The sequence below is a fragment of the Methylobacterium sp. CM6247 genome (assembly GCF_054817925.1).
Map to the genome: position 1 here is coordinate 3,249,998 of NZ_JBTXKX010000003.1, position 26,917 is coordinate 3,276,914.

Below are 26,917 nucleotides of genomic sequence, written 5' to 3' on the forward strand. Positions count from 1 at the left end.
TCCCTTCGGGTCGTCTTCGTCCCCCGCTTCATCGAGAGACCGGTGCCTGCATCACAGACCCGCGCCGAACATCTGGCGGACCAGATCGCGAACGACATCCTGGCCGGCGTTTTCCCACCGGGCCTTCATCTCGACGAGCAGGTCCTCGCCAAGCGCTTCGGCGTGTCGCGAACGCCCGTCCGCGACGCCCTGCGCCTCTTGAGCGGGACGGGACTGATCGACCTGCGTCCGCGCGCGGGCGCCATGGTGCGCAGGATGGCGCTCGACGAACTCGACATGTTGTTCATCGCCATGGGGGAGATCGAAGCTACCTGCGCGAGGCTCGCGACACTGAGCATGACGCCCAAGGAGCGGAGCCAGCTCCGGTCCCTGCATGACGGCATGGCCCGGCTGGCGGATGCGGATGACAGGGCGGGCTACATGGCCGCCAACCAGGAGTTTCACGGCCTCCTCTATGCCGGCGCCCATAACAGCGTCGTCGAGGAGATCGCGGTCTCGCTTCGCAGAAGGCTGACACCTTACCGCAAGGCGCAGTTCAAGGCCCCCGGCCGGCTCCATCGATCGCATGCGGAGCATGACGCCGTCGTTCGCGCGGTGCTGGGGCGCGACGCGGCGGCGGCCAATGCCGCGATGCTGATCCATATGAGCATCGTCGAGGACGTCTTCGAGAGCGTGGATGCCGAGCCGGCGCGGGAGCGCGAAGCCGCTCACGAACGCGATGACGACCGCCGCTCCGCCGTCGAACCGGAAGCGGGGATCGACAGGCCGGAGCGCTCGAACCGCTGAGGCAGCGCAAGGATTCCACAACCTGGCGCGCAACGACGCAGGATCGCGCATCATTTGGGCGTGTGCCGGAGCTACCGTGCATACATGATCGCAACGACATCGCGACCGAATCGGCACCGACGCCGGGATTCGAGAACGCGGCATCGGACGATCGGGTGTGCAGGTCATGAGTGTCACGCTCAGCGCGGAGCCCGCCGATCTCGCCTTCGATCCCGCCACCACCGCGCTCGTCATCATCGACATGCAGCGGGACTTCCTGGAGCCCGGTGGGTTCGGCGAAACCCTGGGCAACGACGTCTCGCTCCTGCTGGCCGCCGTCGCGCCCTGCCGGTCCGTTCTCGCCGCGGCACGCCGCACCGGGATGCTGGTCGTGCATACACGCGAAGGTCACCTGCCCGACCTGTCGGACGCACCGCCGGCCAAGCTCGAACGGGGTGAGCCGACGGCGCGGATCGGCGCCCCCGGCCCGATGGGCCGCATCCTGATCCGCGGCGAGCCCGGACACGACATCGTGCCGGATCTCGCGCCGTCGGCGGGCGAGATCGTGATCGACAAGCCCGGCAAGGGGGCATTCTACGCGACCGAACTGGGGGCGGTTCTGGCCGAGCGTGGCATTGCCACCTTGCTCGTCTGCGGCGTCACCACGGAAGTCTGTGTGCATACGACGATCCGTGAAGGCAACGACCGGGGCTATCGCTGCGTCGCGCTCGCGGATTGCTGCGCCTCCTACTTCCCGGAATTCCACCGCATCGGCCTGGAGATGATCAAGGCGCAGGGCGGCATCTTCGGCTGGGTCTCGTCGTCGGAGGCCGTCCTGACGGCCCTCGCCACGCCCGGATGACGATCGGCGGGACGGGCTGATGGCGGCGGGACGGGGAGGGTGGACCATGGCAGCGGGATCGGCTTCGGGCGGAACGACAAGCGGGATCGGCGGCGTCTTCCGTCCCAGCCTCTGGGTGCCGGGGGATTGGAACGCCTTCTTCGGCTTCCGCACCAACATCCTGGTGAACCTCCTGGTCCTCACCGGCCTGCTGCGCTTCGTCCTCGGCATGCCCGATGCCATCACCTTCGGGCGCATCCTGCCGGCCATCGGGCTGATGCTGTGCCTCTCCACCGCCTATTACGGCTGGCTGGCCTATCGCCTGGCGAAGGCGACGGGCCGGAGCGACGTCTGCGCCCTGCCATCCGGCATCAGCGTGCCGCACATGTTCATCGTCGTCTTCGTCATCATGCTGCCGATCAAGCTCGCCACCGGAGATCCGGTGAAAGGCTGGGAGGCCGGCCTCGCCTGGGTCTTCATCCAGAGCTTCATCCTGATGATCGGCGGTTTCGTCGCCCCCGTCATCCGGCGGGTCACGCCGCGCGCCGCGCTCCTCGGCACGCTGGCCGGCGTCTCGGTCACCTTCATCGCCATGCGTCCGGCCCTGGAGATGATCACGACACCCGTCATCGGTGTCGTCGCCTTCGCCATCATCCTCCTCGCCTGGTTCGGCGGCCTGCGCTATCCCGGCCGGATTCCCGCCGGCCTCGTCGCCATCCTGTTCGGGATGGTGGTGGCCTGGGGCGCCAAGCCGTTCGGCCTCGACATGGGCGGGGTCAGCGGTCCCGGTTTCCTCGCCGCCATCCAGGGAATCGGTTTCTCGATTCCCCTGCCGGCCTTCGGCCACGTCTTCGGCGGGTTCGAGTTCCTCGGCGTGATCCTGGTGACCGCGATCCCGTTCGGCATCTACGATCTCGTGGAGGCCATGGACAATGTCGAGAGTGCCGAGGTCGCCGGGGATGCCTATCCGACCACCCGCGTCCTCACGGCCGACGGCGCCGTCAGCCTGATCGGCTGCATGATGGGCAACCCCCTGCATCAACGCGGTCTATATCGGCCATCCCGGCTGGAAGGCGATGGGCGGGCGGATCGGCTATTCGGTGGGCACGGGTCTGGTGATCCTGGCCCTGTGCTGGCTCAATCTCGTGTCGCTGCTCTCCAGCCTCGTACCCGTGGTCGCGATCGCGCCGATCCTGCTCTACATCGGCATGCTCATCGGGGCGCAGGCCTTCCAGGAGACGCCGCATTCCCATGCGCCAGCGATCGTGCTCGCCTTCGCGCCGCATCTCGCCGCCTGGGCCAAGACCCTCGTGGACGGCGCGCTGGGCGCGGCGGGCACCAGCGCGGCGGCGGTAGGGCTCGACAAGCTCGGACAGGTGGGCGTGCTCTATGGCGGGCTCGAAGTGCTCGGCGAGGGCGCGATCCTGGGTGGGCTGATCCTCGGCGCCATCGCGGTGTTCATCGTCGAGCGCGATTTCGCCAAGGCGGCGGCTTTCTCGGGCGCCGGGGCGGTGATGACCTTTTTCGGCTTCATGCATGGCCCCGCGGTGGGAATCGCGGTGAAGCCCGGCCTGGCCCTTGCCTATCTCATGGTGGCGGGGCTCCTCTACGCAGCGTCCCGCGCCACCGCCGGGGAGCGGCTCCTGCCGGTCTCGTCGGCGCTGCCAGCGGAATAGAAGAGACAGGGAGACGATCATGGTCGAGATGCCGAAGACCGAACCCGCACCGGGGGGGCTCGACACCTATATCGACGCCGCCTCCTCGCTCCTGGGCATTCCCCTCGACCCCGCCTGGATCGCGGCAATCGGGGCGAACCTCACCGTGCTTCAGGCCACTGCCGGCCTCGTCGCGGCCTTTCCCCTGCCCGACGAGGCAGAGCCGGCTCCGGTCTTCGTAGCGTGAGCAGCAGAACGCAATGACGAACGACACGATGAACGATCCGAGCACCATGCACGCGGCGAAGATCGCCGAGTCCGTGAGGGACGGGGTGATCGGCGCCCGCGAAACGGTCGAGGCCGTGCTCGCGCGCATCGCCCGGGTGGACACATCGGTGAATGCCTTCACCGACGTGCTGCCCGAGCGCGCGCTGGCCAGGGCCGATGCCATCGATACGGCGCGGAACCGTGGTGAGGCGCTGGGTCCCCTGGCGGGCGTCCCTTTCGCGGTGAAGAACCTCATCGACATCGCGGGCCTGCCGACGCGGGCGGGCTCGAAGATCAACCGCGATCTCGCCCCCGCCGAGCGTGACGGCGCCCTGGTGCGACGGCTCGAAGCGGCCGGGGCCATCCTCGTGGGCGGCCTCAACATGGGCGAGTATGCCTATGATTTCACCGGCGAGAACGTCCATGACGGCGCCACCCGCAACCCACACGATCTCGGGCACATGTCCGGCGGCTCGTCCGGGGGTTCGGGCGGCGCCATCGGCGCGGGCCTCGTCCCGCTGGCCCTCGGCTCGGACACCAACGGCTCGATCCGCGTCCCCGCCGCCTTCTGCGGCTGCTTCGGGCTGAAGCCCACCTATGGAAGGCTGACGCGGGCGGGAAGCTTCCCCTTCGTCGGCAGCCTCGATCATCTCGGCCCCATGGCGCGCAGCGTCACCGACCTCGCTTTGTCCTACGATGCCATGCAGGGGGCCGATCCGGACGATCCGGTGGCGACCACCCGCGCGCCCGATCCCGCCATGCCGAGCCTCGATGACGGCATCGGCGGTCTGCGCATCGCCGTGGCGGGCGGATACTTCGCGCGTGGCGGTGATAACGAGGCCTTCGTGGCGGTGGAAACCCTCGCCGCATCCCTGGGCGCCAAGCGCCGGGTGGAGATCCCCGAAGCCGCACGGGCGCGGGCCGCAGCCTATCTCATCACCGCCGCCGAGGGTGCCGCCCTCCATCTCGACCGGCTGCGGACCCGCGCCGCCGATTTCGACCCGGCCGTGCGCGACCGGCTCATCGCGGGAGCGATGATTCCGGCCCCCTTCGTCGAGCGCGCGCAGCGCTTCCGCCGCTGGTACCGGGCGGCGATGCTCGACCTGTTCCGCGAGGTCGACATCATCCTGGCACCCTCGACCCCGTGCCGGGCTCCGAAATCAGGTCAGGTCACCTTCGAGCTCGACGGGGTGACGCTGCCGGTGCGGGCGAATATCGGCGTCTTCACGCAGCCGATCTCGTTCATCGGCCTGCCCGTGGTGGCGGTGCCGGTACGTGTCGATGACGGCCTGCCCCTCGGTGTCCAGATCATCGCCGCTCCGTGGCGCGAGGATCTGGCGCTCCGGGTCGCGCGCCACCTGGAGAGGAACGGCGTTGTCTCCGCGCCGCATGCGATCCTGTGAGCGAGCCGATGGACATCGACGCAGCCGACGTGATCGCCGAGGTCGAGGCCGCTTTCGCGGCCTATGAAAAGGCACTCACCGGCAACGACGTGGCGACGCTGGAAGCCCTGTTCCACGACGATCCCCGGACCATCCGCTATGGCGGGGGCGAGAACCTCTACGGCATGGACGCGATCCGTGCCTTCCGTCGCGCGCGCTCACCGGCCGGGCTGGAACGGACCCTGTCCGATACGGTGATCACGGCCTATGGGCGGGATACGGCCGTGGCGATGACCCTGTTCCGCCGCGACGGATCGCCCGGCAAGGTGGGTCGGCAAAGCCAGACCTGGATCCGTTTTCCCGATGGCTGGAAGGTCGTCGCCGCGCATGTGAGCGTCATCGACGGATAGGCGCGGAGAGCCCTGGCCTGCTCCTCTCGCGGAGACCGCTTATAGGAGAGCAAGCGTCAGCGACGTGCGGGGCGGTAGCGCGTGCTCACGTCTCCTGAGGCGCCTTCTCGGTCACCACGCGGCGCAGGCGACCCTTGCGCTTCTCGTACTGGAACATCGAGGTCAGGGTCGGGTCGGCCGGATCCGATGCCGGGCTCATCGGCGCCAACTCGGGCGCCGGCGCAGGCTCGGGGGCCGGTGCAGGCTCGACCGCCGGGGTGGGAGCCCTCCGTTCGAGTGCGAGGCGCACCACCTCACGGTCGCGCATAAGGATCGCCGCAATGGCGTGGTCGGCGGCCATCGTCGCGCTGGCGCCGTCGGTGAAGGTGATCGGCAGGGTCGCGGTGGTCGTGGCCGAGGATTCGAGCACATCGAGCCCGAGCCCCACGAAGGAGGCCGCAAAACCGAAGGGCGACGGCAGGGCCTTGGTCGTCGTGGCGAGCGCGCCTTGGAGACCGCGCACGATGTCGCCGCTCCAATGCGGCTCCGTCGCCGGGTCGGTCGGCAGGCCGAGATCGGAGAGATCCTCCACGCCACGGATATCGCCGTTGGGAAAGCGGAACACGCCGTTGTCGTAGGTGGCCACTCCCTCGCCGAAGGAGCCCGCCGTGATCCGAATATCCGTCATCGTGCCGTCCTGGCGGACATCGACCGCCGCCATCGCCCGAACCTACGCAGCCATGTGTCCGAAACAGGGCGTCGCCTCAGACGGCCGGTGCAGGCGCCGTACCATAGGCCACCGCCATCTCGGCGATGGCATCGAGCTTGGCATGGAGCGCCGACCAATCGTCCCGCTCGGCAATCGGATCCCACAGGGCCTCGACCTCCTCGATCAGCATCGTGCAGGGCTCGCGCCGCGCAAAATACGGGTGATCGAGCCGGATTCCCTCCACCGGGGACAGGGAAGCGAGGCTGGTTCTGACGGCGGCGAAATCCTCGCGCTCGTAGAAGGCGGAGGAGGGGCTCGCCGCCGCACGGTCGGTGCTGGCGAGGCCGCCATACCAATCGAAGAACGTCTGCTCGAACGGCGCCCGGCTCTTCGCCAGGAAGCCCCAGAAGGCGGCGACGAACCGGTGCAAATCCGCCTCGTCCGCCGGCTTTGCCAGGCCCAGCCGGGCCAGGAGCGCCTCGGCGAAGGCATCCTGAAGGCTCGTCCCGAAGACCTTCAGCGCGCCTTCGAGGGCTTCGCGGTCGGCGAGCGGCATCAGGCATTCGGCGAGCCGGCTGAGGTTCCAGAACAGCGCCTCGGGCTGCCGGCCGAAACTGTAGAGCCCCTGAACGTCGAAATAGGCGGCGGTGAAGCTCGGATCGCTGGTGGGCGCGAAGCGCCACGGGCCGTAATCGAAGCTTTCACCGGTGACGTTGATGTTGTCGGTGTTGAGCACCCCATGGACGAAGCCCGCCGCCATCCACTGGGCGCCCGTGCGGGCGACCCTGCGACAGACCTCCTCGAGGAAGGCGACGGCGCGGGGCCCGGTCTCATCCCGCCACGCCTCAGGCAGGTAGGTCCCCACCGTGTAATCGAGGAGTTTCTGGATGTTGTGCGGCTCGTCCAGCGCCAGCAGGCGCTGGAAGCTGCCGATGCGGATATGGGAATGGCTCAGCCGCACCAGGACGCTGGACCGGGCGGGGGAGGGCTCGTCGCCGCGCTCCAAGTCTTCGCCGGTCTCGATCAGGCTGAAGCTCTTCGAGGTGTTGACGCCCAGAGCCTCGAGCATGGAGGTGGCGAGAATCTCGCGCATGCCCCCCTTCAGGGTCAGGCGGCCATCGGCGGTGCGCGACCATGGCGTGGTGCCGCTGCCCTTCGTCGCGAGATCGAGGAGACGCCCATCCGCGAGGTCGTGGAGCTGCGCGAACAGGAAGCCGCGCCCGTCGCCGAGATCGGGGTTGTACGAGCGGAACTGGTGGCCGTGATAGCGCAGCGCCAGCGGCTGGGGCAGGCTGCCGGGTAGCGGCTGGAAACGGCCGAAATGCGCGATCCACGACTCGTCGGACAGACCGTCGAGCCCCACCCGCGCCGACCAGGGCCGGTTGCGATAGCGCAGGATCGTCTTCGGAAAATCGGCGGCGGCCACGACGTCGTAGAAGTCGGTGCCGAGTTCCGTGTGCTTCGCGGCGGTGCGGGGTGATGGCATGGGCGAGCGCGGGTTCCTGCGATGGAGGCCGGACTCTAGCGAGAGCGGCGCTGCGATGACAGCCACCCCCGAAGGCAGCCACCCCCGATGACGCGAGCGCCTATCGGGGGAGGGTCATGCCCCCTCGAACCGGCGCTGCTCCGCACGGCTCGCCAGAATGACGACCTTGCCGGGAAACCGTTCGATCAGAGCGAGGTTCCTCGCCCGCCTCTTGCGGTTCCAAGTCCAGACGTAGCGCAGGAACTCCATATCGAGCCGCTCCGGGCAACCGAGAGCCGCATCCGGCCGGACCCGGCCGTAGCTCGCCGCCAGCCGGCGGATCACCCGCGCCATCGTCAGCCAGGCCGGAAGATCGAGATAGACCAGAGTGTCCGCCGCCTCGAAGCGCGGCCCGATCGTGTCGGTGTAGTTGCCGTCGATGATCCAGCGGGGGAGCGCCGCGAGACGCTCCACCTCGGCGCGGAACGCCTCGGACGGCACAGGCTCCCAGCCCGGACGGAAATAGGCCTGATCGAGATGGAAGACGGGCAGGCGGCGGGCGGAGCCCAGGCGTCTCGCCAGGGTCGATTTCCCGCTGCCCGGCGGCCCCATGACGATCACGCGCTGCATGCGGACCTGCTTAGCCGATGAGCGGTCGCCGCCGCCAGAGTGTGCGCCGCGCTACCGCTCCCGCCCGATCGTCGCCTCGATCTGTCCGTGCGGTTCGTCGGTGGGCAGGAACACAGCGTTCGGGTTGTCGAGGCCGAAAGGCACGAGGTTGATCGGGATGTAGTGCTTGTTGGGCATGGCGAAGGCGATCTCGACGATCTCCGGGATCGCGGCCAGAACCGCCTCGCCCATCCGGTACATGCTGTCCTGGACACCGTAGCTGTACGTCGTGCCGAACACCGCGATGAGGGTCGCCAGCACCTGGGCGTTGGCGGCAGCATAATCGGCCGGGATGCCGGCCCAGGTCCAGGTCGCGTCCATGCTCGTCGCGGCGATGCGGTCGCTGGTATCCGGCAGGGTACGGTATTGATCGTCGACGAAATCGGCCCAGCCGGACTGGGTCGTCTTCATGAAGGTGTAGCCGCGCAAGCCGGATTTCAGCACCGACCCGGCGCGGTTCGCCGTGAGCTTGACGAAGCCGACGCCGTTGCCGTCGAGGGTGAAGGTATGGCCATGCGGCACGCCCGCGATGGCGTGGCGCAGCCAGCGCGTCTCTCGCGCCTCGATCACGACCTCTTCGACCTGCGGGTAGGCGTCGAGAAAGACCGATGCCACGGCGCCGGCGAACGCTTCCTTCTCCGCCGTGAGATGCTTCGCCGCCGTGACGTTGACGATGTTCTTGACGCTGTCGGTGGCGACACAGGCCCGGTTGTCGCCCGCCGTCCAGGCACGGTCGAAGCCGCCCTTCATCAGCACCTTCACGTCGAGTTCGCGCGGGGTATGGTGGTCGCCGTCGCGGGCGAGCCGCATCACCCGCACCCGTCCCTTGCCGTAGGTCGACGCCGTCAGGGCCATGATCGGTTCCTTCTCGTTTGCCTCAGGCCTCGGCCGCATGGGCGATAGTCTGCGAGAACGACCTGTCGGGGAAGACCAGACCGATCATCACCGGCCAGCGGATGCCGTTCGGTCCGCCGCTCCGACAGAGCGCGGGGGTCCCGGTTCTCCGGAAGATCGTCTGCAAGCGGGAAAATCGTCCGCAAGCGGTATGCCAGCGGAATCGGCCGAGCCTACGGCCCGGAGCGGATAGGGTCCCGATGCCGCTTGCCCGATCTGGTCCGTTGCCTGCTACGAAAGCGCATGAAACCGGCTCGGTTCGGCACCTCCGCCGGAGCCGTCGAGGCGGCATGAACCAGCAGCGAGGGATGCCATGACCCTTTCAGCGGCCACCGGGGCTGGCGGCACGGAGCCTGCCGTCTCCGGCTTCGCCAAACTCGACCTCGCCAGCCTCAACACCGCACCGGCCGCGCATTTCGTGACGGCCCTCGAGGCGGTGTTCGATCATGCGCCGTGGGTGGCCGAGGCCGCCGTGCGAGGCCGTCCCTATGCGACGCTGGCCGAACTCTTCGCCGCCATGCGGGCCGCGGTGGAGGCGGCTCCGGAACCGGATCGGCTCGCTCTCCTGGCCAACCACGCGGAGCTTGGCCAATACGCCGCCCGCGCCGGTACGTTTGCTGCGGATGCAAATGCCGAACGAGCCTCGGCCGGGCTCGACCGGCTTTCGGAGGACGAGTCTGCGCGGTGCGAGAGCCTGACCGCGCGCTATCGCGCAACGTTCGGCTTTCCCTTCATCCTGTGCGTCGAGCGACACGGCCGCGCCTCGCTGCTCAGCACGTTCGAGCAACGTCTGGCCTCGACGCCAGCGATGGAGCGGGCGACAGCAGAGGAGGAGGTGTTCCGGATCGCCGCGATCCGCCTCGATGCTCTAGTGAAGGGGGAGGGCAGGCTGCGCACGACCGGCCGCGTCTCCACTCACGTCCTCGACACCGCTTCCGGCAGGCCGGCGGCGGGGGTCGCGGTGTCCCTGTACGAATGGGTTTCCGACGACAGGGCCGCCCTCGTGGCCAGCACGGTGACGAACGCCGATGGACGCACCGACGCGCCCCTCATCGGCGGGAGGCCGGTGCCGATCGCGGCCTACGAATTGCGGTTCGGCATCGGCGACCATTTCCGGCGGACGAATCCCGGACTGCCGGAACCGCCCTTCCTCGATATCGTCACCCTGCGCTTCGGGGTGAGCGACCCGGAGGGTCACTACCACGTCCCGCTGGTGGCGAGCCCCTGGAGCTACCAGACCTATCGCGGGAGCTGAGCTCGTCCGTGGAGACGGTGAGTGGCAGATCCCGCGAGGGAGCGCCCCGGTCAGGCAGCGCGGATCGTCGCGAGGAAGCGGCCGAGTTCGACGTTGAGATGCTCGGACTGGCGTGACAGCTCCGATGCCGCGCCGAGCACCTGGCTGGCCGCCGCTCCCGTCTCCTCGGCGGCGCCCGCCACGCCCACGATGTTCACCGTCACCTCGCTCGTGCCGGTAGCGGCCTGGGCCACGTTGCGAACGATCTCCTGTGTCGCGGCGCCCTGCTGCTCCACGGCGGCTGCGATCGACGTCGAGACGCCGCTGATTTCCTGGATTCGCGTGGTGATGCCGCCGATCGCCGAGACCGCCTGATCCGTCGACCTTTGCACCGAGGCGATGTGCCCGCCGATCTCTTCGGTCGCCCTGGCCGTCTGGTTGGCGAGCTCCTTGACCTCCGCCGCGACCACGGCGAAGCCGCGGCCGGCCTCGCCGGCGCGCGCCGCCTCGATCGTGGCGTTCAGAGCGAGGAGATTGGTCTGGGCCGCGATCGAGGTGATCATCGTCACCACATCGCCGATCTTCAGCACCGCCGAGTTGAGGTCCTTCACGAAGGTCGTCGTCCGGGCAGCCTCCTGAACGGCGGCATGGGACATGTCGGCCGAGGCGCTGACCTGACGGCCGATCTCGTGCACCGACGAGCCGAGTTCCTCGGCCGCGGCCGCCACGGTGGTGACGTTGGACGCGGCCTGATGGGCAGCCGCGGCGACGCTGGTGGATTGCGCAGCGGTCTCCGTGGCGGTGCCGGCCATGCTCTGGGCTGTCGCCTGCAGTTGCGTCGCCGAACTCGTGACGCTCTGGATGATCCCGCCGACCGCGGCTTCGAAACCGTCGGCCATGGTTCGCATGGCCGACTTGCGCTGTGCTTCCGCGCCGGCCCGTGCCAGGGCGGTCTCCTCCTCCAGAGCCTTCATGCGCAACAGGCCGTCCTTGAACACCTGCACGGCATCGGCGATGCGCCCGATCTCGGTCCGGGCCTTCTGGTGCGGGATGGTCACGGAGAGGTCGCCCGCAGCGAGGGTCTGCATCGGCCGCACTACGGAATCGATCCCTCCGGTGACGCCCCGGATGATGACGAGGGCGGAGAGCACGGACAGCACGACGGCGACGACGATGGCGGAGATGCCTAGGGTCCGGGTCTGCTCGAACACTTCCTTGCTGCGCGCCTGTGCCATATCCGCACCGACATTATTGAGGTTCACGAGTTTTTCGAGGGCCTCCGACACGCCCCGGCGGATGGCGAGCCCCTTGGTCTCGTACAGGGCGAAGGCCTGAGCTTTCTCTCCGCTGCGGGAGAGATCCATGATGGCGTCGCGCACCACGGCGAATTTCGCGGCCTCACGGGTATACGCCTCGTAGAGGTCGCGCTCGCCGGGGGACGCGATCATCGTCTCGTAGGATTTCTTCTTCTCCTCGAGCTTCTTTCCGAAACGGACGAGGTCGCCCTCGATCGTGGCCTGCTTCTGCGCATCGGTCTCCTGGGCATGGCGCAGGATGACGGCGCTGTTTCTCGCCGTGAGTGTATCGATCTCGCCAAGTACACGGATACTGGGAAGCCAGTTGGTCTCGATGTGGAGCGCCTGTTCACGCATGCGCAGGGTGCCCAGAATCCCGAGCAGCCCCAATCCCATGATGAAGACGGTGAGTATCGAGAAAGCCACGATGAGCTTCGTGCGAATCGGGAGAGCCTGGAGCGTCACAACGAACCTCATCAAGACCACCATCCGGTCATTCGGTGGGGCGATCGAATGTCGACACTCCCTCGGAATCCTTAAGGTTCACTTTTGATTGCCTCGTCTCTTCCTCATCCCATCGCGACACATGTATTCTTCTGTCATCGTCAGAGATCTGCAGGGCGATGCCCAATCCGGCCGTGCCCCGCCCCATTTCCCCATTCGTCCGAAACAGGACGATCGCGCATTGGGATCTGCTCCGGCATGCGGATTGCACTGCATTGACTTCCATTTGACGTGCCGACAACCAATCACCGTGATACATTCAACCGTGGCAGCACGACCGATGACACGCTTCTTCACCGTTACTCTCGCCGCCGGTCTTGTGATCGCATCCGCGAGCCTCGCTGCCGCGCAGAGCTACGGCGCCCCCTCGGGCCGCGACGCCGCCACCGCACCGGGCGGAACGGAAGGCGTGGCCGGGCCTCGCAACGAAGCCGAAGCCATCCGGAGCGGCGATGCCGTTCCGGTGCCGCAAGGTGCGGGGGGCATTCGGGCCGATGAGCCGAAGGTGCCGCCCCACGCCCCTCACACGCATCCGTCCCCGCGCCCCTGATTGCGCCGTTGGCGCAACGGGCTCGGAGCGTCGACGACGCCAAGCCCCCATCCGACCACATTCCCCTTGCATAGGCGGCTTGGAACGGTGCCGGGCGCACCGGCGACGATACGGGGATCTCGGATGGGCGTTGCTGCAGCGGAGAAGCGGGTTTCCGAGCCCGATGCCGGGCACCTCCCCGCCGTCGCCTCCGCCCTTCGGACCATCGAGACCGAGCGCGAGGGCCTGCGCTGCCTGATGGAGGCCATCGGCAACGGTCTCGGCACGGCCTTCTCCGAGGCCGTCGCCCGGATCTCCGGCGCCAAGGGCCGGGCCATCCTCACCGGCATGGGTAAATCGGGCCATGTCGGCCGCAAGATCGCCGCGACCATGGCCTCCACCGGCACGCCGGCACTCTTTGTTCATCCAGCCGAGGCCAGCCATGGCGATCTCGGCATGATCCAGCCGGAGGACGTCGTCGTCGCCCTGTCCTGGTCGGGCGAAACGACGGAACTCGCCAACATCATCGGCTATGCGCGGCGCTACCGGGTCGGCCTCATCGCCATCACGGCGAATGCCGGCTCGACCCTCGGGCGGGAGGCCGATATCTGCCTGACCCTGCCCAAGGCCCGCGAGGCCTGTCCCAACGGGCTCGCGCCCACGACCTCCACGGCGATGCAGCTCGCTTTGGGCGACGCCCTCGCCATCGCCTTGCTCGAGGCCCGCGGCTTCTCAGCCCGCGAATTCGGCATCTACCATCCCGGCGGACGCCTGGGAGCCTCGCTCCGCCAGGTCCGCGAGGTAATGCATGCGGGCGACCAGCTGCCGGTGGTCCGGCGCGGCACGGGCATGCGCGCCGCCATCGCCGAGATCGACGCCAAGGGATTCGGCTCGGTGGTGGTGGTGGAAGAGGACGGCCGCCTCGCCGGCATCCTCACCGACGGCGACCTGCGCCGCAACGTGTTCAGGGCCGATCTCGACGGCCTCGTCGTCGAGGCGCTGATGAGCGTCCGGCCGCGCACCGTGAGCCCGGAGACCCTTCTCGCCAAGGCCCTGGAAATCCAGGAATCGATGAAGATTACTTCGCTCATCGTCGTGGAGAACGAGCGCCCCGTGGGCCTCGTCCATTATCACGACCTGCTGCGGGCCGGGGTCGCCTGACCACGGGCCTTTCCTCCGCGAAGACCGGAGCGTATCCGCCCCCCGGTCTTGGGGCACGGCACTCACACATCTCGCGGGCAGCAAGAGTCCCCTCTCTTGGAAGGCAGGGTGATCGCATATGCCGATTTACTCGTCGAGAAATTGAAACGCAGCACCCCGTCATCCCGGGGCCGCGCAGCGGAGCCCGGGATCCAGAAACACAGGCGGTGCAGGACTTTGCACCGTCAGCGGATCTGGATTCCGGGCTCGCCTCTGGCGACCCGGAATGACGGCGCGGTACCATATGCGATGGCCCTGCCCGGAAGGAGAGGGACAGGGTGAGGTATGTGACCTCTCCGGAGATGGACCACACCTCACCCCAGCCCTCTCCTTCCAGGAGAGGGAGCCCGTCGCGCCTCATGTCGAACCCGCCTGGATCAAGGGAACGGATGTCGAGCAGATGTGTGACCCATTAGAGTCTTGGGGTGAGAGCGGGAACCGAGCTGGGTCGCCCCGGCATCAAACCGTCAGGCAGTCGAGGATAGGCTCCAGCATCCCGTCGATCGCCCCACGCGCCGCCTCGGCCGGCCCCAGCGCTCCGTCGAGGGCGAGCCGAGCGAGGCCATGGACCAGGGACCAGCAGGCGACGGCCTTCGGGTCCGGGGCGGCATGATTGGAGACCGCCGGTAGTCCGCCATCCTCGAAAGGGGTTCCGGCCACCGCCGCTTTCAGGAGCCCGAAGGCGCGCCCGGCCGCAGAAGCGTAAGCGGCATTGCCGGCGTCGATCCGCGCACAGCGCCACATCGTGTCGAACTCGGCCGGATGGTCGAGGGCGAAGCCGATATAGGCCCGGCCCTGGCCACGGATGCGCCCGTCTCGGTCGGTCGCGGTGGAATCGGCAGCCGCCAGCGCGTCGCCCAGCATCCGGAACCCCTCCGTCGCCACGGCGGTGAGTAATCCGCGCGCGTCGCCGAAATGATGCTGTGGGGCCGCCGGCGAAACGCCCGCGCGTCGTGACGCCTCCCTTAGGGAAAATCCGTCGATCCCGCGCTCGCGCAGGATGGCCGTCGTCGCCTGGATCAGGGCGGAACGCAGATCGCCGTGATGGTAGGCAGCAGCCTCGGTCGTTCCGACGTCCTTCGACGACTTGACAGTGTCAAGATGCTTGTCCATGCTCGATCTATACGATGTCAAGATAAGGATGGGCAAGACGTGATCCCCGCAGCCAGCCTGTTCTCCCTCTGCAGCACGATCGCCCTGTTGGGCTGGATCGCCCTCGCCATCGCGTTGTTCGCTCCCCGTCTCCGAAGGGCTACCTGGATCGGCACCGGCCTCGTCCTGCCGGCATTCCTGGCGGTGGCCTATCTCGGCGCCCTGGCGGCAGGGTTGGCCGGGGGAGCGAAAGGCGGCTTCGACTCCATTGAGGCGGTCCGCGCCCTGTTCGCGGACGATCATGCGCTCACCGCCGGCTGGATTCATTATCTGGCCTTCGACCTCTTCGTCGGCACCTGGATCGCCCGTTCCGGCATCGGGGCGGGGATCTCGCCGCTGCTGCTCCTGCCCTGCCTCGTCCTCACCTTCTTGGTCGGCCCGGCGGGATTGCTCCTCGCCCTCGTCATCGGATTCAGCACCGGCAGGCTCGGCCTGGAGACCCGGACATGATCGCCTTCACCCTCGGCGGAGACGCTCCCCGCCCCACGGCACTCGCCCGGCTTCGGGCGGACGATCCCGTCCTCACCGCCTTCGGCCTCGCCTGTCTGCTGACCGGCGCCGTCACCCTGGCACTCCCCCTGGTCGATGGGCGGCTCGTCGATGGCGCCTTCGTCTGGGCGAAGCCCGCGAAGTTCTTCGTTTCGGTCGGTCTATACGCCCTGACCTTCGCCTGGTTCACCGGCTACGTCCGGCCGGATCGGCGCCGCTCCCGCTCGCTGCGCACCGGCCGGCTCCTGCTCATCATCGCCGGCGGGTTCGAACTCGGCTACATCACTCTGCAGGCGGCGCGGGCCGAGGCCTCGCATTTCAACGACGGCGATGCGCTGCACGCGTCCCTCTACGCCGCGATGGGGATCATGGCGCTGACCCTGCTCACTGCCAAGATTCCCCTGGTCATCGCGGTGGCGGTCCGTCCACGTCCGGGCCTTGAGCCGAGCCTGCGCCTGGCCGTCCTTCTCGGCCTCGCGACGACGGTGATCCTCGGGGCTGCCACCGGCATCGCCCTCAGCGTCAACCATGGCCATGCGGTCGGCCCAACCGGTGCCAGCCTGCCCCTTCTCGGCTGGAACCGGGCGGGCGGCGATCTGAGGATCGCCCATTTCCTCGGCATGCATGGGGAACAGATCGTGCCGCTCGCAGCCGCCGGCTTCATCGCCCTCGGCCTGCCGAGGCGACGGATGCTCGTGACGCTGGCAGCCTGCCTCCTCTGCATTGTCATCGCAATCGCCTGGGTCCAGGCCGGTCAGGGCCTCGCCTTTCCCTTCTTTTGACCGCGTCCTTCCCACCGCGATGACGCGGGCAGCGCTTTGAGGCGGCGGCGCGCTCGCCTATGGTCGGGGGAATGCCACCCGTGCTCCGCCCCGTCCGCCGCCTCGACCCGATCCTCGTGGACCGCATCGCCGCGGGCGAGGTGGTGGAGCGCCCGGCCTCCGCCGTGAAGGAACTGGTGGAGAACGCCATTGATGCGGGCGCCACCAGCATCGAGGTGACGATCGAGGCGGGGGGCCGCCGGCTGATCCGCGTGGTGGATGACGGCGCCGGCATGAGCGCCGACGATCTCGCCCTCGCGGTGGAGCGTCACGCCACCTCGAAACTCCCCGGCGGGGACCTGACCCGTATCGATTCCCTCGGCTTTCGCGGCGAGGCGCTGCCCTCCATCGGGGCAGTGGCCCGCCTCTCCCTCACCAGCCGCACCGCCGACGCCGAGACCGGATCGACCCTGGTGGTCGATGCCGGGATCAAGGGCGAGGTCCGCCCCGCACCGAGCCCGCGCGGCACGCGGATCGAGGTGACGGACCTATTCTCGGCGACGCCGGCGCGGCTGAAATTCCTGAAATCCGACCGCGCCGAGGCGCTGGCCATCGCCGATGGGTTGCGGCGTCTCGCCGTGGCGCAGCCGCGGATCCGCTTCGCCCTCCGCTCCGAGAGCGGCAGCCCCCTGGTCTTCGCCGCCGAGACCGGCGACGACGCCGACCTGCGCCGGCTCACGGCCGTGCTGGGGTCGGATTTCGGCGCGAGTTCCGCCCCCCTCCACATGGCGCGGGAAGGCTTCGCCCTGTCCGGCCATATCGGCCTGCCGAGCTACCATCGCGGTGCGGGCAACCAGATCCACTTCACGGTCAACGGCCGCCCGGTGCGCGACCGCCTGCTGCTGGGCGCCGTGCGCGGGGCCTATGCCGACACGATGAGTTCGGACCGTCATCCGGTGCTCGGCCTCGCCATTACCTGCGATCCCGCCCTCGTCGACGTGAACGTCCATCCCGCCAAGACGGAAGTGCGCTTCCGCGAGCCGGGCCTCGTCCGCGCCCTCATCGTCAGCGCCATTCACGAGACCCTGCGGCAGGTCGGAGCGCGCAACGCCAGCACGGGGGCCGCCCGCACCCTGGACGCCCTGCGTCCGGGCCATCCCTCATCGACGATGCGGCCTGCAATGACCGCACATTCGGGACGTGGCGCCTGGTCGGGCAGGGCACCGCTTCCGCCGGGCCTGCCCTCGTTCGGCGCGCCCGCCGGCCTCGCGCCGGCAGCGTCCTTCGGTGCGCGGGCGGGCCTGTTCGAGGCCCCGCAAGCGGCGTTCGATCGGTCCGGGGCAGGGTTCGAGACGGCAGGATTCGAGGGGGCGGGGTTCGAGGAAGCCGGACAGGCGCTGTTCTCCGGTGATCTCGCGCCGCCCGGCGCCGATATCTGCGAGCCGGAGGTGGAGCCCCTGCCGGACGATCACCCGCTGGGTGCCGCCCGCGCGCAGCTCCACGAGACCTACATCGTCGCCCAGACCCGCGACGGAATCGTCCTCGTCGACCAGCACGCGGCCCATGAGCGCCTCGTCTACGAGCGGCTGAAGCGCGAGCGCGCCGCCGGCGGCATCGCCCGCCAGGGCCTCCTGATCCCGGACGTGGTGGAGATGGCGCCCCAGGACGCCGAGCGCCTCGTCGCCGCCGCACCCGACCTCGACCGGCTCGGCCTCACCCTGGAGGCTTTCGGCACGGGTGCGGTCCTGGTGCGTGAAATGCCGACGGCGCTGGCCGGTGCATCCACCCGCCGCCTGCTGGAGGACGTTCTGGACGCCCTCGACGCGAGCGGGCTGGAGGAGGGCAGCGCGGACGGCACCGAGGGCGGTCCGCTCGGGCGGCGTCTCGACGCGATCCTCTCGCGCATCAGCTGTCACGGCTCGGTCCGCGCCGGCCGGCGCCTGCGCCCCGAGGAGATGAACGCGCTCCTTCGCGAGATGGAGGCCACCCCGTTCGCCGGCACATGCAACCACGGCCGCCCGACCTTCGTGGAACTGAAGCTCCAGGATATCGAGCGGCTGTTCGGCCGGCGCTAGAGCGCTCTCCGCCGAAGTGGATGCCGGTTCGGCGAAAAAGAGCGCGGCAAAACAAAGGCCTGGAGATGTGCCCCGGCCCAACGTGGTCGGGCGCAGCTCTAGAGAGTGGCGCCGGCTCGTCCGTCCTCAGCCGGTCGGCAGGGCGGAAGCCGCGTCGAGCGCCCCGGCGAGGGCCTTCTCGCGGGCCTCGGGACCGAGGGCGATCCCCTCGGCGATGACGAATTCGGGGTTGGTCACGCCGATGAAGCCGAGGACGACCCGCAGATAGGTCTCGGCATGCTCCGCCGAAGCCGTCGGCGACCCCGCACCGTAAAGGCCGCCGCGCGACACGGCGACGATGATGCGTTTCTCGGGCACGAGGCCGACGGCGCCGCTCTCGGTGTATTTGAAGGTCTGGCCGGCCACGAGGATGCGGTCGATCCATGCCTTGAGCTGGGTCGAGATCGTGAAATTGTAGAGCGGTGCGCCGATCACCACGATGTCGGCGGCCAGGAACTCCGCCAGCACCGCGCGCCCGAGTGCGACGTCGTTCTGGATGTGGGGCGTGTTGGTCGCGTTGGGCTGATGGCCTGCGAGATAGGCGCCGGAGAGATGGGGGATCGGCGTGGCGGCCAGATCGCGATAGGTCGTCTCGAGGTCCGCTGCCCCCGCGCGGAGGCGGGCGACGATGGCGGACGAGACCGCGCGGCTGACGGAATGCTCGCCCAGGATGCTGCTGTCGATGTGCAGAAGGTTCATGTTCGATCCTCAGTATCAGAAATATACCGAGGCGCTATAGAGTACCGGAGCGGCGCTCGCGCAAGGAGGCACATTGGTGGAACCCGGACACATGGAGGTAACCGAGGCACAGGCCTCCCACCGCCCCGGCGATTGCCGGGTGGTCGGTACGGTGCTGGCGCGCGTCGGCGACAAATGGAGCATCCTCGTGGTGATGACGCTCACGGACGGGCCCCGGCGCTTCAACGAGTTGAAGCGGATCATCGGCGGCATCTCGCAACGGATGCTCACCTTCACCCTGCGCGGCCTGGAGCGAGACGGCCTCGTTTCGCGCACGGTCACGCCGACGATCCCGCCCCGGGTGGATTACGAACTCACCGAGCTCGGCCGCTCGCTTCAGGTGCCGGTCCAGGCGCTCGGCTCCTGGGCCTTCGCGAACCTGCCCACGATCCAGGCCGCGCGGACCCGTTTCGATGCAGACGGCAAGGCGGGTCCGGGCTGATACGCGGACGTTCGGAAGCCGAGCCGTTGGGCGGATCGGCCGATCAGGTCCAGTAGAGGACCCGCGCGAAGGGCAATTCGCGCGCGACGGCGGCGGTGATCGTCTCCCGCATGGTCCGCATCAGATCGCGGGGGTAGACGTATTTCACCGAGCCGAACTTGGTGAGCTTGCGACTACGCTCGTCCTCCCGCATCGGCAGGTCGGAGCCGGGATACCAGCCCTGGAGCACGTCCTTCGACCCCGGCGTGAACCGGTGCGTGATGAGCTCCACGGTGAGGTCGGGTTTGGAGACGCCGGACAGCGCCTCCGCCACCTCCCGCAGGAGTCCCTCATAGGCGTCCGGCCAATCGGGAACGGCGATGATCGGCGCGATGGTGAGACCTACCGGATAGCCGGCGCGGGCCATGGCCTCGAGCGCCTGCAGGCGGGCGTCGAGACTGGCGGTGCCGCCCTCGTAGCGCGCGGCGGGACGCGCGTTGAGGGAGAACCGCACGCGGGTCCGGCCCCGATGGGGCAGGGCCAGAAGCGGCTCGACGGCGGCGAATTTCGTCGTGAACCGCAGTTGCACCGCCGCGTCCCAGGCGCCGAAATGCGTGATCGCCGCCGAGAGCGAGCCGGTCAGGTGCTCGATGCCGAGGGGGTCGGTGTAGCAGGAGGCCTCGAAGGTTGTGCCCTCTTCGACCCGGCCGGCCTGGGCCGAGGTGACGCTGCCCTCACCGAGATAGGCCGGCAGATTCCCGAGGATCGCGTCGAGATTGGCATAGGCCCGCGTCACCGGAGGGCCGGACAGGGAGCCGGCGAGGTAGCAATACTGGCAATGGGCCGGGCAGCCCTCCGCGAGATCGAAGCGCCAGTCGGCACTGGGCGGGATCGGCTGCAGCCTCAGCTTGGTAGGGGGCGCCACCACGATGGCGAGGGTCGCCTTCGCCTCGCGATAGGCCCGGCGCGGATCCGCGTCGCGCAGGCCGGTGAGACGGTTGCTTTTCAGACGCTCCACCGGGAGACCGAGCGCCTCGGCCCGCGCCAGCATCGCGCGGCCATGGGCATGGTCCAGGGCCGCCGGCGTCACCAGGACACGGCGCGGCCTCCACAGGCGCGCGTCACGCAGCCCCTCTACCGGCCCGGCCTTCGCCGGTTCGGCCGTCAGGGGATCGTGTGTAGCGTCTTCGAGGACCATAGCGGGGCAACGCGGCGGCGATGCCCCGGGGTTCCCGGCGCGCGCCGGGGTCGCAGGGTCGACGCGTCAGGCCTGGAAGCGCGCGAAGGCCAGGGCGGTGTCTCCGTAGACCCGTCGTTCGAGCTCGGTGAAGCCCGGCGGCAGCGCGACGTTGGCGCCGGCGGCCTCCTCCACCACCACGAGGGCGCCGGGGGCGAGCCACCCGCCATGGGACGCGCTGGCGAGAGCGGCCGGCGCGAGGTCCCTGTTGTAGGGGGGATCGCAGAAGACGAGGGTGAAGGTCCCGCTGGTGCCGGCCGGGCCGAGCTTGGTCGCATCGCGGCGGAACAGCCGCGTCTTGCCGGCACAGCCCAACGCATCGATGTTCTCGCGGATCAGACCGCGCGCTTCCGCCCCCTCGTCCACCAGGAGCGCGTAGCTCGCCTCGCGGGACAGGGCCTCGAAGCTCAGCGCCCCGGTTCCGGCGAAGAGATCGAGAACCCGCGCGCCCGCCACCGCGTCGTCATAGGCATGGGCGAGAACGTTGAAGAGCGCCTCGCGCAGGCGATCCGACGTGGGCCGGATCGCGTCCGATTTCGGGGTGGCGAGGCGGCGTCCACGCAGGTCGCCGCCGACGATCCTCACCGCGAGCCGCCACGGGGCGGACGTCCGCCCCCGCCACCGGGCTTGCCGCCCGCGCCGCCGCCGCGATTGCCGAAGCCGCCGGGCTTCGCCGAACCGCCGGGACGGGACGAGCCGCCCGCCTTGAACCCGCCCGGCCTTCCGGCCCCAGCGGGTTTGCCCGATGCGCCGGGCTTCCCGAACCCACCGGGCTTCCCGAACCCACCGGGCTTGCCGCCCGGTCGGAAGCCGCCACGATCGGCGCCCGAGCGTTCGGCGCCGATGTCACGGTCGCCGCCCTGGCGGTCGTCGGAGCGGCCCTTGAAGCCCGCTCCCTTGAAGCCGCCCGGCTTGAACCCACCCGGCCGGCCGCCGCCGGGACGATCGTCTCCGCCACGATTGAAGGCCGGCTTCTCGCTGCGGAATCCCGCCGGCCTGTCCCCGCGCGGCTCGCCGCGATTGAAGGCCGGACGTTCCGCGCGGTCGTTGAAGCCGCCGCCATCGCGAGGCTTGAAGCTGCGGGGGCGCTCGTCGCCGCCACGAGGCGGACCGCGCCGCTCGGCGCCATCGGGCCGTCCGAACCCGCCGCTGCGCGGAGCATCGTCCCGGCGCGGGGGTCTGGAATCGCTGCGCGGAGGCCTTGCATCGCTGCGCGGAGGCCTTGCATCGCTGCGCGGAGGTCTGGCATCGCTTCGCGGAGGTCTGGCATCGCCATCGAACCGGCGCTGCGGCGGCCGCGCATCGGCCTCCTCGCGGCGGGCCGCCTTGGCATCGGATTGGCGCAGCGTCCGGACCGGACGCTCGGCGGCGCCCGTCTCGTCACGCCGTGCACCGCGATCACGGCGATGCGGCTCGGGAGCCGGCTCCTGCGGGCTCGCCTTCAGGCGTTCCACCAGGACACGGCGCTCGCCGGTGTTGATCGCGCCCACGCGCTCGCGGCCGCGAGCGGCGGATGCCTCACGCTCCGCCTTGGGATCGGCGCCACGGCGGGGGATCTTGACCCGGCGCGGGCCGTCCTCCTGCGGTGCGGCCTCGTCCGCGCGCCAGACCGAGCGCCGGGGGCCGGCACTGTTGCCGCCGGTGGGGACCCGTGCGGGTTCGGCGGGCTTGCGCAAGGGGCGGTCGCCGCCGCGATCACGGTCGCCGCCGCGCTCATAACCGCGCGGGGCGTCGTCATAGCTGCGCCCTGCGCTTCGCGCCGCAGCCGCCGAGGCGCTGCGGGCGGGCTGTTTCGCCTGCTGCTGCGCGGGTTTCGGCGAGCCGAACGGGGCGATGGGCTCACGGTTGGGGCTGGTGAAATCGACGCCGGCCTGATCCGCGAGGGTCGGGCCCAGCTGCTCCTTGAGCACCTTGGTGCGGATCTCTTCCACCAGTCCGACTTCGAGGTCGCCGAGCTGGAACGGGCCGAAGGACAGGCGGATCAGCCGGTTCACGGCCAGACCCAGATGTTCGAGGATGCGCTTGACCTCGCGGTTCTTGCCCTCACGCAGGCCCAGCGTGAGCCAGAGGTTGTCGCCCGAGGACCGGTCGAGGACCGCGTCCACCGGGCCGTAATCCATGCCGTCGATGGTGACGCCCTTGCGCAGCTTGTCGAGCTCGGCCTGATTCGTGTCGCCATGCGCGCGGACGCGGTAGCGCCGCAGCCATCCGGTATCGGGATGGGCAATCACCTTGGCGAGGCCGCCGTCGTTGGTGAGAAGCAGCAGGCCTTCGGTGTTGATGTCGAGACGGCCGATGGCGACGACGCGCGGCAGATCCTCGGGCAGGGCCTCGAAGACGGTCTGGCGCCCTTCCGGATCGCGCGCCGTGGTCACGAGGCCCCGCGGCTTGTGATAGATCCACAACCGGGTCCGCTCGCGGGCGGGCAGGGGCTCGCCGTCGACGGTGATCTCGTCCGCATCCGTCACGTTGATCGCGGGCGAGGTCAGCACCTTGCCGTTGAGGGTGACGCGGCCCTCGGCGATCATCGCCTCGACGTCGCGGCGAGAGGCGATGCCGGCGCGCGCGATCGCCTTGGCGATACGGTCGCCCTCGGGCGTCGCCGAATCGGAATCACCGGCGGCATCGTCCCCGGCCTTGGCCGCAGGCCTCGGCAGGGCGGCCTTGCGGCGCAGGGGGGCGTCTCCTCCCCTGGCGGGCGCGGCGGCTCGGCGGGGCTTCGGCTGCTCCTCGGCCGAGGGGCCGGGCACGCCCGCATCGGTCGCCGGGGTCCAGGCTTCGCCGGAAACGCTGTTGGTCTCGGGCGCGTCCTCGGACCCGCCCGTCTGTTCGTCTGTCTTGTCGCTCATCCGAGCCCCATAACAGAGCGGAGGCAAGGTTGCGAGCGATTGCGCGTGGGGCGGCCTGCCCGTCGCGCAAGGGGGCATTGCGGCCGATCACGAAAAAGGCAGCCTCTCGGCTGCCTTCGTTCCTCATCCAGTCGGGCTCGATGCCGAGGTTCAGAGCTTGCTCTTCACCGTGTCGGCAGCGTTCTTGACGCCGTCCTTGGCGTCGCCGACGGTCTTCTGGGCATCGCCCTTCAATTCCTGGGCCTTGCCTTCTGCCTTGAGCTTGTCGTTATCCGTGGCATTGCCGATGCCCTGCTTCACGTTACCGACCGCCTCGTTGGCGAGCCCCTTGATCTTGTCAGTGGTGCTGCTCATCGTCTGCTCCTGATAAGATCCTGCGGCTTAGCCGCGTTGGAGATGAAACGGCTCAGCCTCAGCGATGTTCCTGCCGGGCCGGATCACGGGATCTCGACCGCTTCCTTCTTTCAACAAATACAAAGGCTTGGGCTCGACGATCGTGACTGCGCCCATTTCCTCGAAGGCCGCGACCGACCCGTTGAGCCTCGCTTTCGACGCCGCCCGCCGCGCGGCCGGGGAGGGCGAAGTGCCGGTCGGCGCCGTGATCGTGCGGAACGGCCTCGTCCTCAGCGTCGCCCACAATCGCCCCCGGGCGCTTCGCGATCCCACCGCCCATGCGGAAATCCTGGCGATCCGCGCCGCCTGCGCCGCCATCGACGACGAGCGCCTCATCGGCTGCGATCTCTACGTCACCCTGGAGCCCTGCCCGATGTGCGCCGGCGCCATCTCGTTCGCGCGCATTCGCCGGGTCTATTTCGCAGCCCTCGACCCGAAGGGCGGCGGGGTCGAGCACGGGCCCCGGGTCTTCAACCAGCCCACCTGCCACCACGCGCCGGACGTCTATGGCGGCTTGCGCGAGGCGGAGGCGGCCAAGCTCCTGCGCGACTTCTTTCGCGACAGGCGGGAGGGCTGACGCGAGACGCCTTGCCCATCGTACAAACGGCGGCCATCCGAATCTTGCGTCCCGGAGATACCCCATGATCGCGACCTATCTGCGTGCCCTCATCGTCGGTGCCGGAGAGGGCCTGAGCGCCTCGCTGGCCCGGCGTTTCGCCCGTGAAGGCCTGCGGGTCGGCCTCGCCTCGCGCAGCGTCGGGAAACTCGAGCGCTTGGCGGCCGAGACGGGGGCGGCCATCCATGCCTGCGATGCCGCCGATCCGGCCGAGGTGGAGGCTCTGTTCGCCCGGATGGAGCCGGCGCTCGGGGGCCCGCCCGACGTGGTGGTCTACAATGCCAGCGGCCGCTTGCGCGGCCCCATCGCCGATCTCGACCCGGACGCGGTGCGTCAGTCCGTGATGGTCTCGGCCTTCGGCGGTTTCCTCGTCGCCCAGGCTGCCGCGCGGCGCATGCTGCCGGGGCGCCACGGCGCGATCCTGTTCACCGGGGCCTCGGCCAGCGTGAAGGGCCATGCCGAATCCGCCGCCTTCGCCATGGGCAAGTTCGCCCTGCGCGGCCTGTCGCAGAGCCTCGCGCGGGAACTCCAGCCGAAGGGCATCCACGTCGCCCATTTCATCATCGACGGCGGGATCCGCAGCGCCTCCCGCCCGGAGCCGGCCGAGGCGCCCGACAGCCTGCTCGACCCCGATGCCATCGCCTCGGCCTATTGGGACGTCCTGCGCCAGGACCGCAGCGCCTGGACCTCCGAGATCGCGCTGCGTCCCTGGGTCGAGCGGTTCTGAGGCACTTGGGAGCGCCTCGGAACCGGCCGGCGATCAGGCCGCCGCCAACGGCTTCGAGACATCCTCCAGGGACTTGCCCTCGGCGGCCGTGCCCCAGACCCCGCCGACGATGGCGGCGATGAGCATGAGAGCGGCACCGATGCCGTAGCCGATCAGCACGTTGTCGCGGGACCCCGTCTCGACCAGGGCGCCGAACAGGAGCGGGCCGGACACGCCGCCGATGCCGGTGCCGAGCGCATAGAACACCGCGATGGCGAGCGCCCGGATCTCCAGGGGGAAGGTCTCGGCCACGGTGAGATAGGCGGCGCTCGCGGCGGCGGAGGCGAAGAAGAACACCACCATCCAGGCCGCCGTCTGGCCGACGGGGCCGAACACCTCGATCTTGAACAGGTAGCCGGTGATGGCGAGCAGCACCGCCGAGATACCGTAGGTGAAGGCGATCATCTGGCGACGGCCGATCGTGTCGAACAGCCGTCCGAGCAGCAGCGGCCCGAGGAACGATCCGAGCGCGAAGGGCAGCAGGTACCAGCCGACATGGTCCCCCGGCACTCCGTAGAAGCGCTGGAGCACGAGGGCGTAGGTGAAGAACAGCGCGTTGTAGAAGAAGGCCTGCGCGATCATCAGGGCGAGGCCCACCAGGGTCTGCTTGCGGTAGCCGACCAGCATGGTGCCGAAGACTTCCTTCAGCGGCGTGTGGCTGCGCGTCCTTAGCTTCATCCGCTTGGATTGGTCCACCGGCGGAAGGGTGATGCCCTCGTCGATGAAGCGTTTCTCGATGCTGGTGACGACCCGGTCCGCCTCGGCGACGTAGCCGTGGGTGGCGAGCCAGCGCGGGCTCTCGGGGATCCATGTCCGCAGCAGCAGGATCACGAGGCCGATACCGCCGCCGACGAAGAAGGCGATGCGCCAGCCCCAGGCCGGGTCGATCATGCCGGGGCGCAAAACCGCAATGGAGAGGAAGGAGCCCAAGGCCGCCCCGATCCAGAACGAACCGTTGATGACGAGGTCGGTCCAGCCGCGCACGCGGGCCGGGACGAGTTCCTGGATGGTGGAGTTGATGGCGGTGTATTCCCCGCCGATGCCCGCGCCGGTGAGGAACCGGAAGATACAGAAGCTGTAGATGTCCCAGGACAGGCCGGTGGCCGCGGTGGCGGCGAGGTAGAGGGCCAGCGTGATGAAGAACAGCTTCTTGCGGCCGATCCGGTCGGTGAGCCAGCCGAAGCCCAGGGCCCCGACGACGGCACCGACGAGATAGGAACTCGCCGCCAGACCGATATCGAACTCGGTGAAGCTCATGGGCTCGGCCCGCAGGGCGCCCACGAGCGAGCCCGCCAGCGTGACTTCGAGGCCGTCGAGCACCCAGGTGATGCCGAGCGCCACGATGACGAGAACGTGGAAGCGTCCCCAGGGCAAACGGTCGAGACGAGCGGAAATATCGGTATCGATCACCGTGCCCATCGGAACCCGCTCGGGCGCGGGAGAGCCCGACTTTGCTTCGACCATACTCGTCATCGACGCCTCGTTAACCACCGGATACGATTGCTGTTGGCAATGAACGGCCAAGCGTCGCGGTTCCGTCGGCGTCTTTACCTGTTCACGCTTCACTCACGGTACTCGTCTCC

Annotated in this window: 27 protein-coding genes and 1 pseudogene; 15 read left to right on the forward strand and 13 right to left on the reverse strand. The window is 69.2% G+C overall.

Annotation, left to right across the window (positions count from 1 at the left end; translation table 11 throughout):
* Positions 1-42: 42 nt before the first annotated feature.
* The 6 genes and pseudogenes from ACYQOP_RS16290 to hpxZ all read left to right on the forward strand — a co-directional run bounded on the left by ACYQOP_RS16290 (position 43) and on the right by hpxZ (position 5,320).
* Complete coding sequence (locus ACYQOP_RS16290; protein ID WP_461223050.1) at positions 43-786, forward strand: GntR family transcriptional regulator; 744 nt, start codon at positions 43-45, stop codon at positions 784-786.
* 166 nt (positions 787-952) lie between these two features.
* Positions 953-1,627, forward strand: a complete 675-nt coding sequence (locus ACYQOP_RS16295; protein WP_461223051.1) for a cysteine hydrolase family protein — start codon at positions 953-955, stop codon at positions 1,625-1,627.
* 46 nt (positions 1,628-1,673) lie between these two features.
* Positions 1,674-3,282 (forward strand): annotated as a pseudogene (locus ACYQOP_RS16300) (regulator).
* 19 nt (positions 3,283-3,301) lie between these two features.
* Positions 3,302-3,508, forward strand: a complete 207-nt coding sequence (locus tag ACYQOP_RS16305) for a DUF4089 domain-containing protein (RefSeq protein WP_419953794.1) — start codon at positions 3,302-3,304, stop codon at positions 3,506-3,508.
* Positions 3,509-3,521: 13 nt separating this feature from the next.
* Entirely contained in the window at positions 3,522-4,931 is a 1,410-nt protein-coding gene (locus tag ACYQOP_RS16310; RefSeq protein WP_461223052.1) for an AtzE family amidohydrolase, read from the forward strand.
* Positions 4,932-4,939: 8 nt separating this feature from the next.
* The gene (hpxZ, locus tag ACYQOP_RS16315) at positions 4,940-5,320 is read left to right on the forward strand and encodes an oxalurate catabolism protein HpxZ (protein ID WP_056425448.1); all 381 of its coding nucleotides are present in this window, start codon (positions 4,940-4,942) and stop codon (positions 5,318-5,320) included.
* An 85-nt stretch (positions 5,321-5,405) separates the two neighbouring features.
* On the opposite strand, the gene ACYQOP_RS16320 is transcribed toward hpxZ, so the two are convergent.
* From ACYQOP_RS16320 to ACYQOP_RS16340, 5 genes are all read right to left on the reverse strand, one after another.
* Complete coding sequence (locus ACYQOP_RS16320) at positions 5,406-5,987, reverse strand: hypothetical protein (protein WP_461223053.1); 582 nt, start codon at positions 5,985-5,987, stop codon at positions 5,406-5,408.
* A gap of 76 nt (positions 5,988-6,063) precedes the next feature.
* Positions 6,064-7,494, reverse strand: coding sequence for a protein adenylyltransferase SelO (locus tag ACYQOP_RS16325; protein ID WP_461223054.1), 1,431 nt, complete (start codon positions 7,492-7,494; stop codon positions 6,064-6,066).
* Between the two features lie 114 nt (positions 7,495-7,608).
* Positions 7,609-8,103: a P-loop NTPase family protein gene (locus ACYQOP_RS16330; protein ID WP_461223055.1), complete on the reverse strand. Its 495-nt coding sequence runs from the start codon at positions 8,101-8,103 to the stop codon at positions 7,609-7,611.
* 51 nt (positions 8,104-8,154) lie between these two features.
* Positions 8,155-8,997, reverse strand: a complete 843-nt coding sequence (gene pucL, locus ACYQOP_RS16335) for a factor-independent urate hydroxylase (RefSeq protein ID WP_461223056.1) — start codon at positions 8,995-8,997, stop codon at positions 8,155-8,157.
* Positions 8,998-9,019: 22 nt separating this feature from the next.
* The gene (locus tag ACYQOP_RS16340; protein ID WP_311273905.1) at positions 9,020-9,163 is read right to left on the reverse strand and encodes a hypothetical protein; all 144 of its coding nucleotides are present in this window, start codon (positions 9,161-9,163) and stop codon (positions 9,020-9,022) included.
* 186 nt (positions 9,164-9,349) lie between these two features.
* Here ACYQOP_RS16340 and uraD point away from each other — a divergent pair, with 186 nt between their 5' ends.
* Positions 9,350-10,291: a 2-oxo-4-hydroxy-4-carboxy-5-ureidoimidazoline decarboxylase gene (gene uraD, locus ACYQOP_RS16345; protein ID WP_461223057.1), complete on the forward strand. Its 942-nt coding sequence runs from the start codon at positions 9,350-9,352 to the stop codon at positions 10,289-10,291.
* 50 nt (positions 10,292-10,341) lie between these two features.
* Here uraD and ACYQOP_RS16350 read toward each other — a convergent pair whose 3' ends face one another.
* Positions 10,342-12,030 carry a methyl-accepting chemotaxis protein gene (locus ACYQOP_RS16350; RefSeq protein WP_461225350.1) on the reverse strand — a complete coding sequence of 563 codons (1,689 nt, stop codon included), beginning with the start codon at positions 12,028-12,030 and terminating at the stop codon, positions 10,342-10,344.
* Positions 12,031-12,349: 319 nt separating this feature from the next.
* Between ACYQOP_RS16350 and ACYQOP_RS16355 the strand changes: the two genes are divergently transcribed.
* Both ACYQOP_RS16355 and ACYQOP_RS16360 read left to right on the forward strand, forming a co-directional pair.
* Positions 12,350-12,619, forward strand: a complete 270-nt coding sequence (locus ACYQOP_RS16355; protein WP_246747895.1) for a hypothetical protein — start codon at positions 12,350-12,352, stop codon at positions 12,617-12,619.
* Positions 12,620-12,742: 123 nt separating this feature from the next.
* A complete protein-coding gene (locus ACYQOP_RS16360; RefSeq protein WP_461223058.1) occupies positions 12,743-13,759 on the forward strand; it encodes a KpsF/GutQ family sugar-phosphate isomerase in 1,017 nt (338 codons plus the stop codon).
* A gap of 498 nt (positions 13,760-14,257) precedes the next feature.
* Here ACYQOP_RS16360 and ACYQOP_RS16365 read toward each other — a convergent pair whose 3' ends face one another.
* Positions 14,258-14,911: a TetR/AcrR family transcriptional regulator gene (locus tag ACYQOP_RS16365; protein WP_461223059.1), complete on the reverse strand. Its 654-nt coding sequence runs from the start codon at positions 14,909-14,911 to the stop codon at positions 14,258-14,260.
* A 39-nt stretch (positions 14,912-14,950) separates the two neighbouring features.
* On the opposite strand from ACYQOP_RS16365, the gene ACYQOP_RS16370 reads away from it, so the two are divergent.
* The 3 genes from ACYQOP_RS16370 (at position 14,951) to mutL (ending at position 18,275) form a co-directional block, all read left to right on the forward strand.
* The gene (locus ACYQOP_RS16370; RefSeq protein WP_461223060.1) at positions 14,951-15,400 is read left to right on the forward strand and encodes an abscisic acid-deficient protein Aba4 family protein; all 450 of its coding nucleotides are present in this window, start codon (positions 14,951-14,953) and stop codon (positions 15,398-15,400) included.
* Entirely contained in the window at positions 15,397-16,221 is an 825-nt protein-coding gene (locus tag ACYQOP_RS16375) for a hypothetical protein (protein ID WP_461223061.1), read from the forward strand. Before ACYQOP_RS16370 ends, ACYQOP_RS16375 begins: the two co-directional genes overlap by 4 nt.
* Positions 16,222-16,292: 71 nt before the next feature.
* Positions 16,293-18,275, forward strand: coding sequence for a DNA mismatch repair endonuclease MutL (gene mutL / locus ACYQOP_RS16380; RefSeq protein ID WP_461223062.1), 1,983 nt, complete (start codon positions 16,293-16,295; stop codon positions 18,273-18,275).
* A 126-nt stretch (positions 18,276-18,401) separates the two neighbouring features.
* On the opposite strand, the gene ACYQOP_RS16385 is transcribed toward mutL, so the two are convergent.
* Positions 18,402-19,013 (reverse strand): FMN-dependent NADH-azoreductase, encoded by a 612-nt coding sequence (locus ACYQOP_RS16385; RefSeq protein ID WP_461223063.1) that lies wholly within the window; start codon positions 19,011-19,013, stop codon positions 18,402-18,404.
* A gap of 76 nt (positions 19,014-19,089) precedes the next feature.
* On the opposite strand from ACYQOP_RS16385, the gene ACYQOP_RS16390 reads away from it, so the two are divergent.
* Positions 19,090-19,494, forward strand: a complete 405-nt coding sequence (locus ACYQOP_RS16390; protein WP_461223064.1) for a winged helix-turn-helix transcriptional regulator — start codon at positions 19,090-19,092, stop codon at positions 19,492-19,494.
* Between the two features lie 43 nt (positions 19,495-19,537).
* Here the strand turns inward: ACYQOP_RS16390 and ACYQOP_RS16395 are convergent, their stop codons facing one another.
* The 4 genes from ACYQOP_RS16395 to ACYQOP_RS16410 form a co-directional block, all read right to left on the reverse strand.
* Positions 19,538-20,671 (reverse strand): spore photoproduct lyase family protein, encoded by a 1,134-nt coding sequence (locus ACYQOP_RS16395; protein ID WP_461223065.1) that lies wholly within the window; start codon positions 20,669-20,671, stop codon positions 19,538-19,540.
* Between the two features lie 66 nt (positions 20,672-20,737).
* Positions 20,738-21,295, reverse strand: coding sequence for a 16S rRNA (guanine(966)-N(2))-methyltransferase RsmD (gene rsmD / locus ACYQOP_RS16400; protein ID WP_461223066.1), 558 nt, complete (start codon positions 21,293-21,295; stop codon positions 20,738-20,740).
* Positions 21,292-23,559, reverse strand: a complete 2,268-nt coding sequence (locus tag ACYQOP_RS16405) for a pseudouridine synthase (RefSeq protein WP_461223067.1) — start codon at positions 23,557-23,559, stop codon at positions 21,292-21,294. The genes rsmD and ACYQOP_RS16405 overlap by 4 nt, the downstream gene beginning before the upstream one ends.
* A gap of 150 nt (positions 23,560-23,709) precedes the next feature.
* On the reverse strand, positions 23,710-23,913 hold the full coding sequence (locus ACYQOP_RS16410) for a CsbD family protein (RefSeq protein ID WP_056425115.1): 204 nt from the start codon (positions 23,911-23,913) through the stop codon (positions 23,710-23,712).
* A gap of 142 nt (positions 23,914-24,055) precedes the next feature.
* On the opposite strand from ACYQOP_RS16410, the gene ACYQOP_RS16415 reads away from it, so the two are divergent.
* Positions 24,056-24,529 (forward strand): nucleoside deaminase, encoded by a 474-nt coding sequence (locus ACYQOP_RS16415; RefSeq protein WP_311273893.1) that lies wholly within the window; start codon positions 24,056-24,058, stop codon positions 24,527-24,529.
* Between the two features lie 64 nt (positions 24,530-24,593).
* Positions 24,594-25,295, forward strand: a complete 702-nt coding sequence (locus ACYQOP_RS16420; RefSeq protein ID WP_461223068.1) for an SDR family NAD(P)-dependent oxidoreductase — start codon at positions 24,594-24,596, stop codon at positions 25,293-25,295.
* A gap of 33 nt (positions 25,296-25,328) precedes the next feature.
* Here ACYQOP_RS16420 and ACYQOP_RS16425 read toward each other — a convergent pair whose 3' ends face one another.
* On the reverse strand, positions 25,329-26,807 hold the full coding sequence (locus ACYQOP_RS16425) for an MFS transporter (RefSeq protein ID WP_461223069.1): 1,479 nt from the start codon (positions 26,805-26,807) through the stop codon (positions 25,329-25,331).
* Positions 26,808-26,917 lie beyond the last annotated feature (110 nt).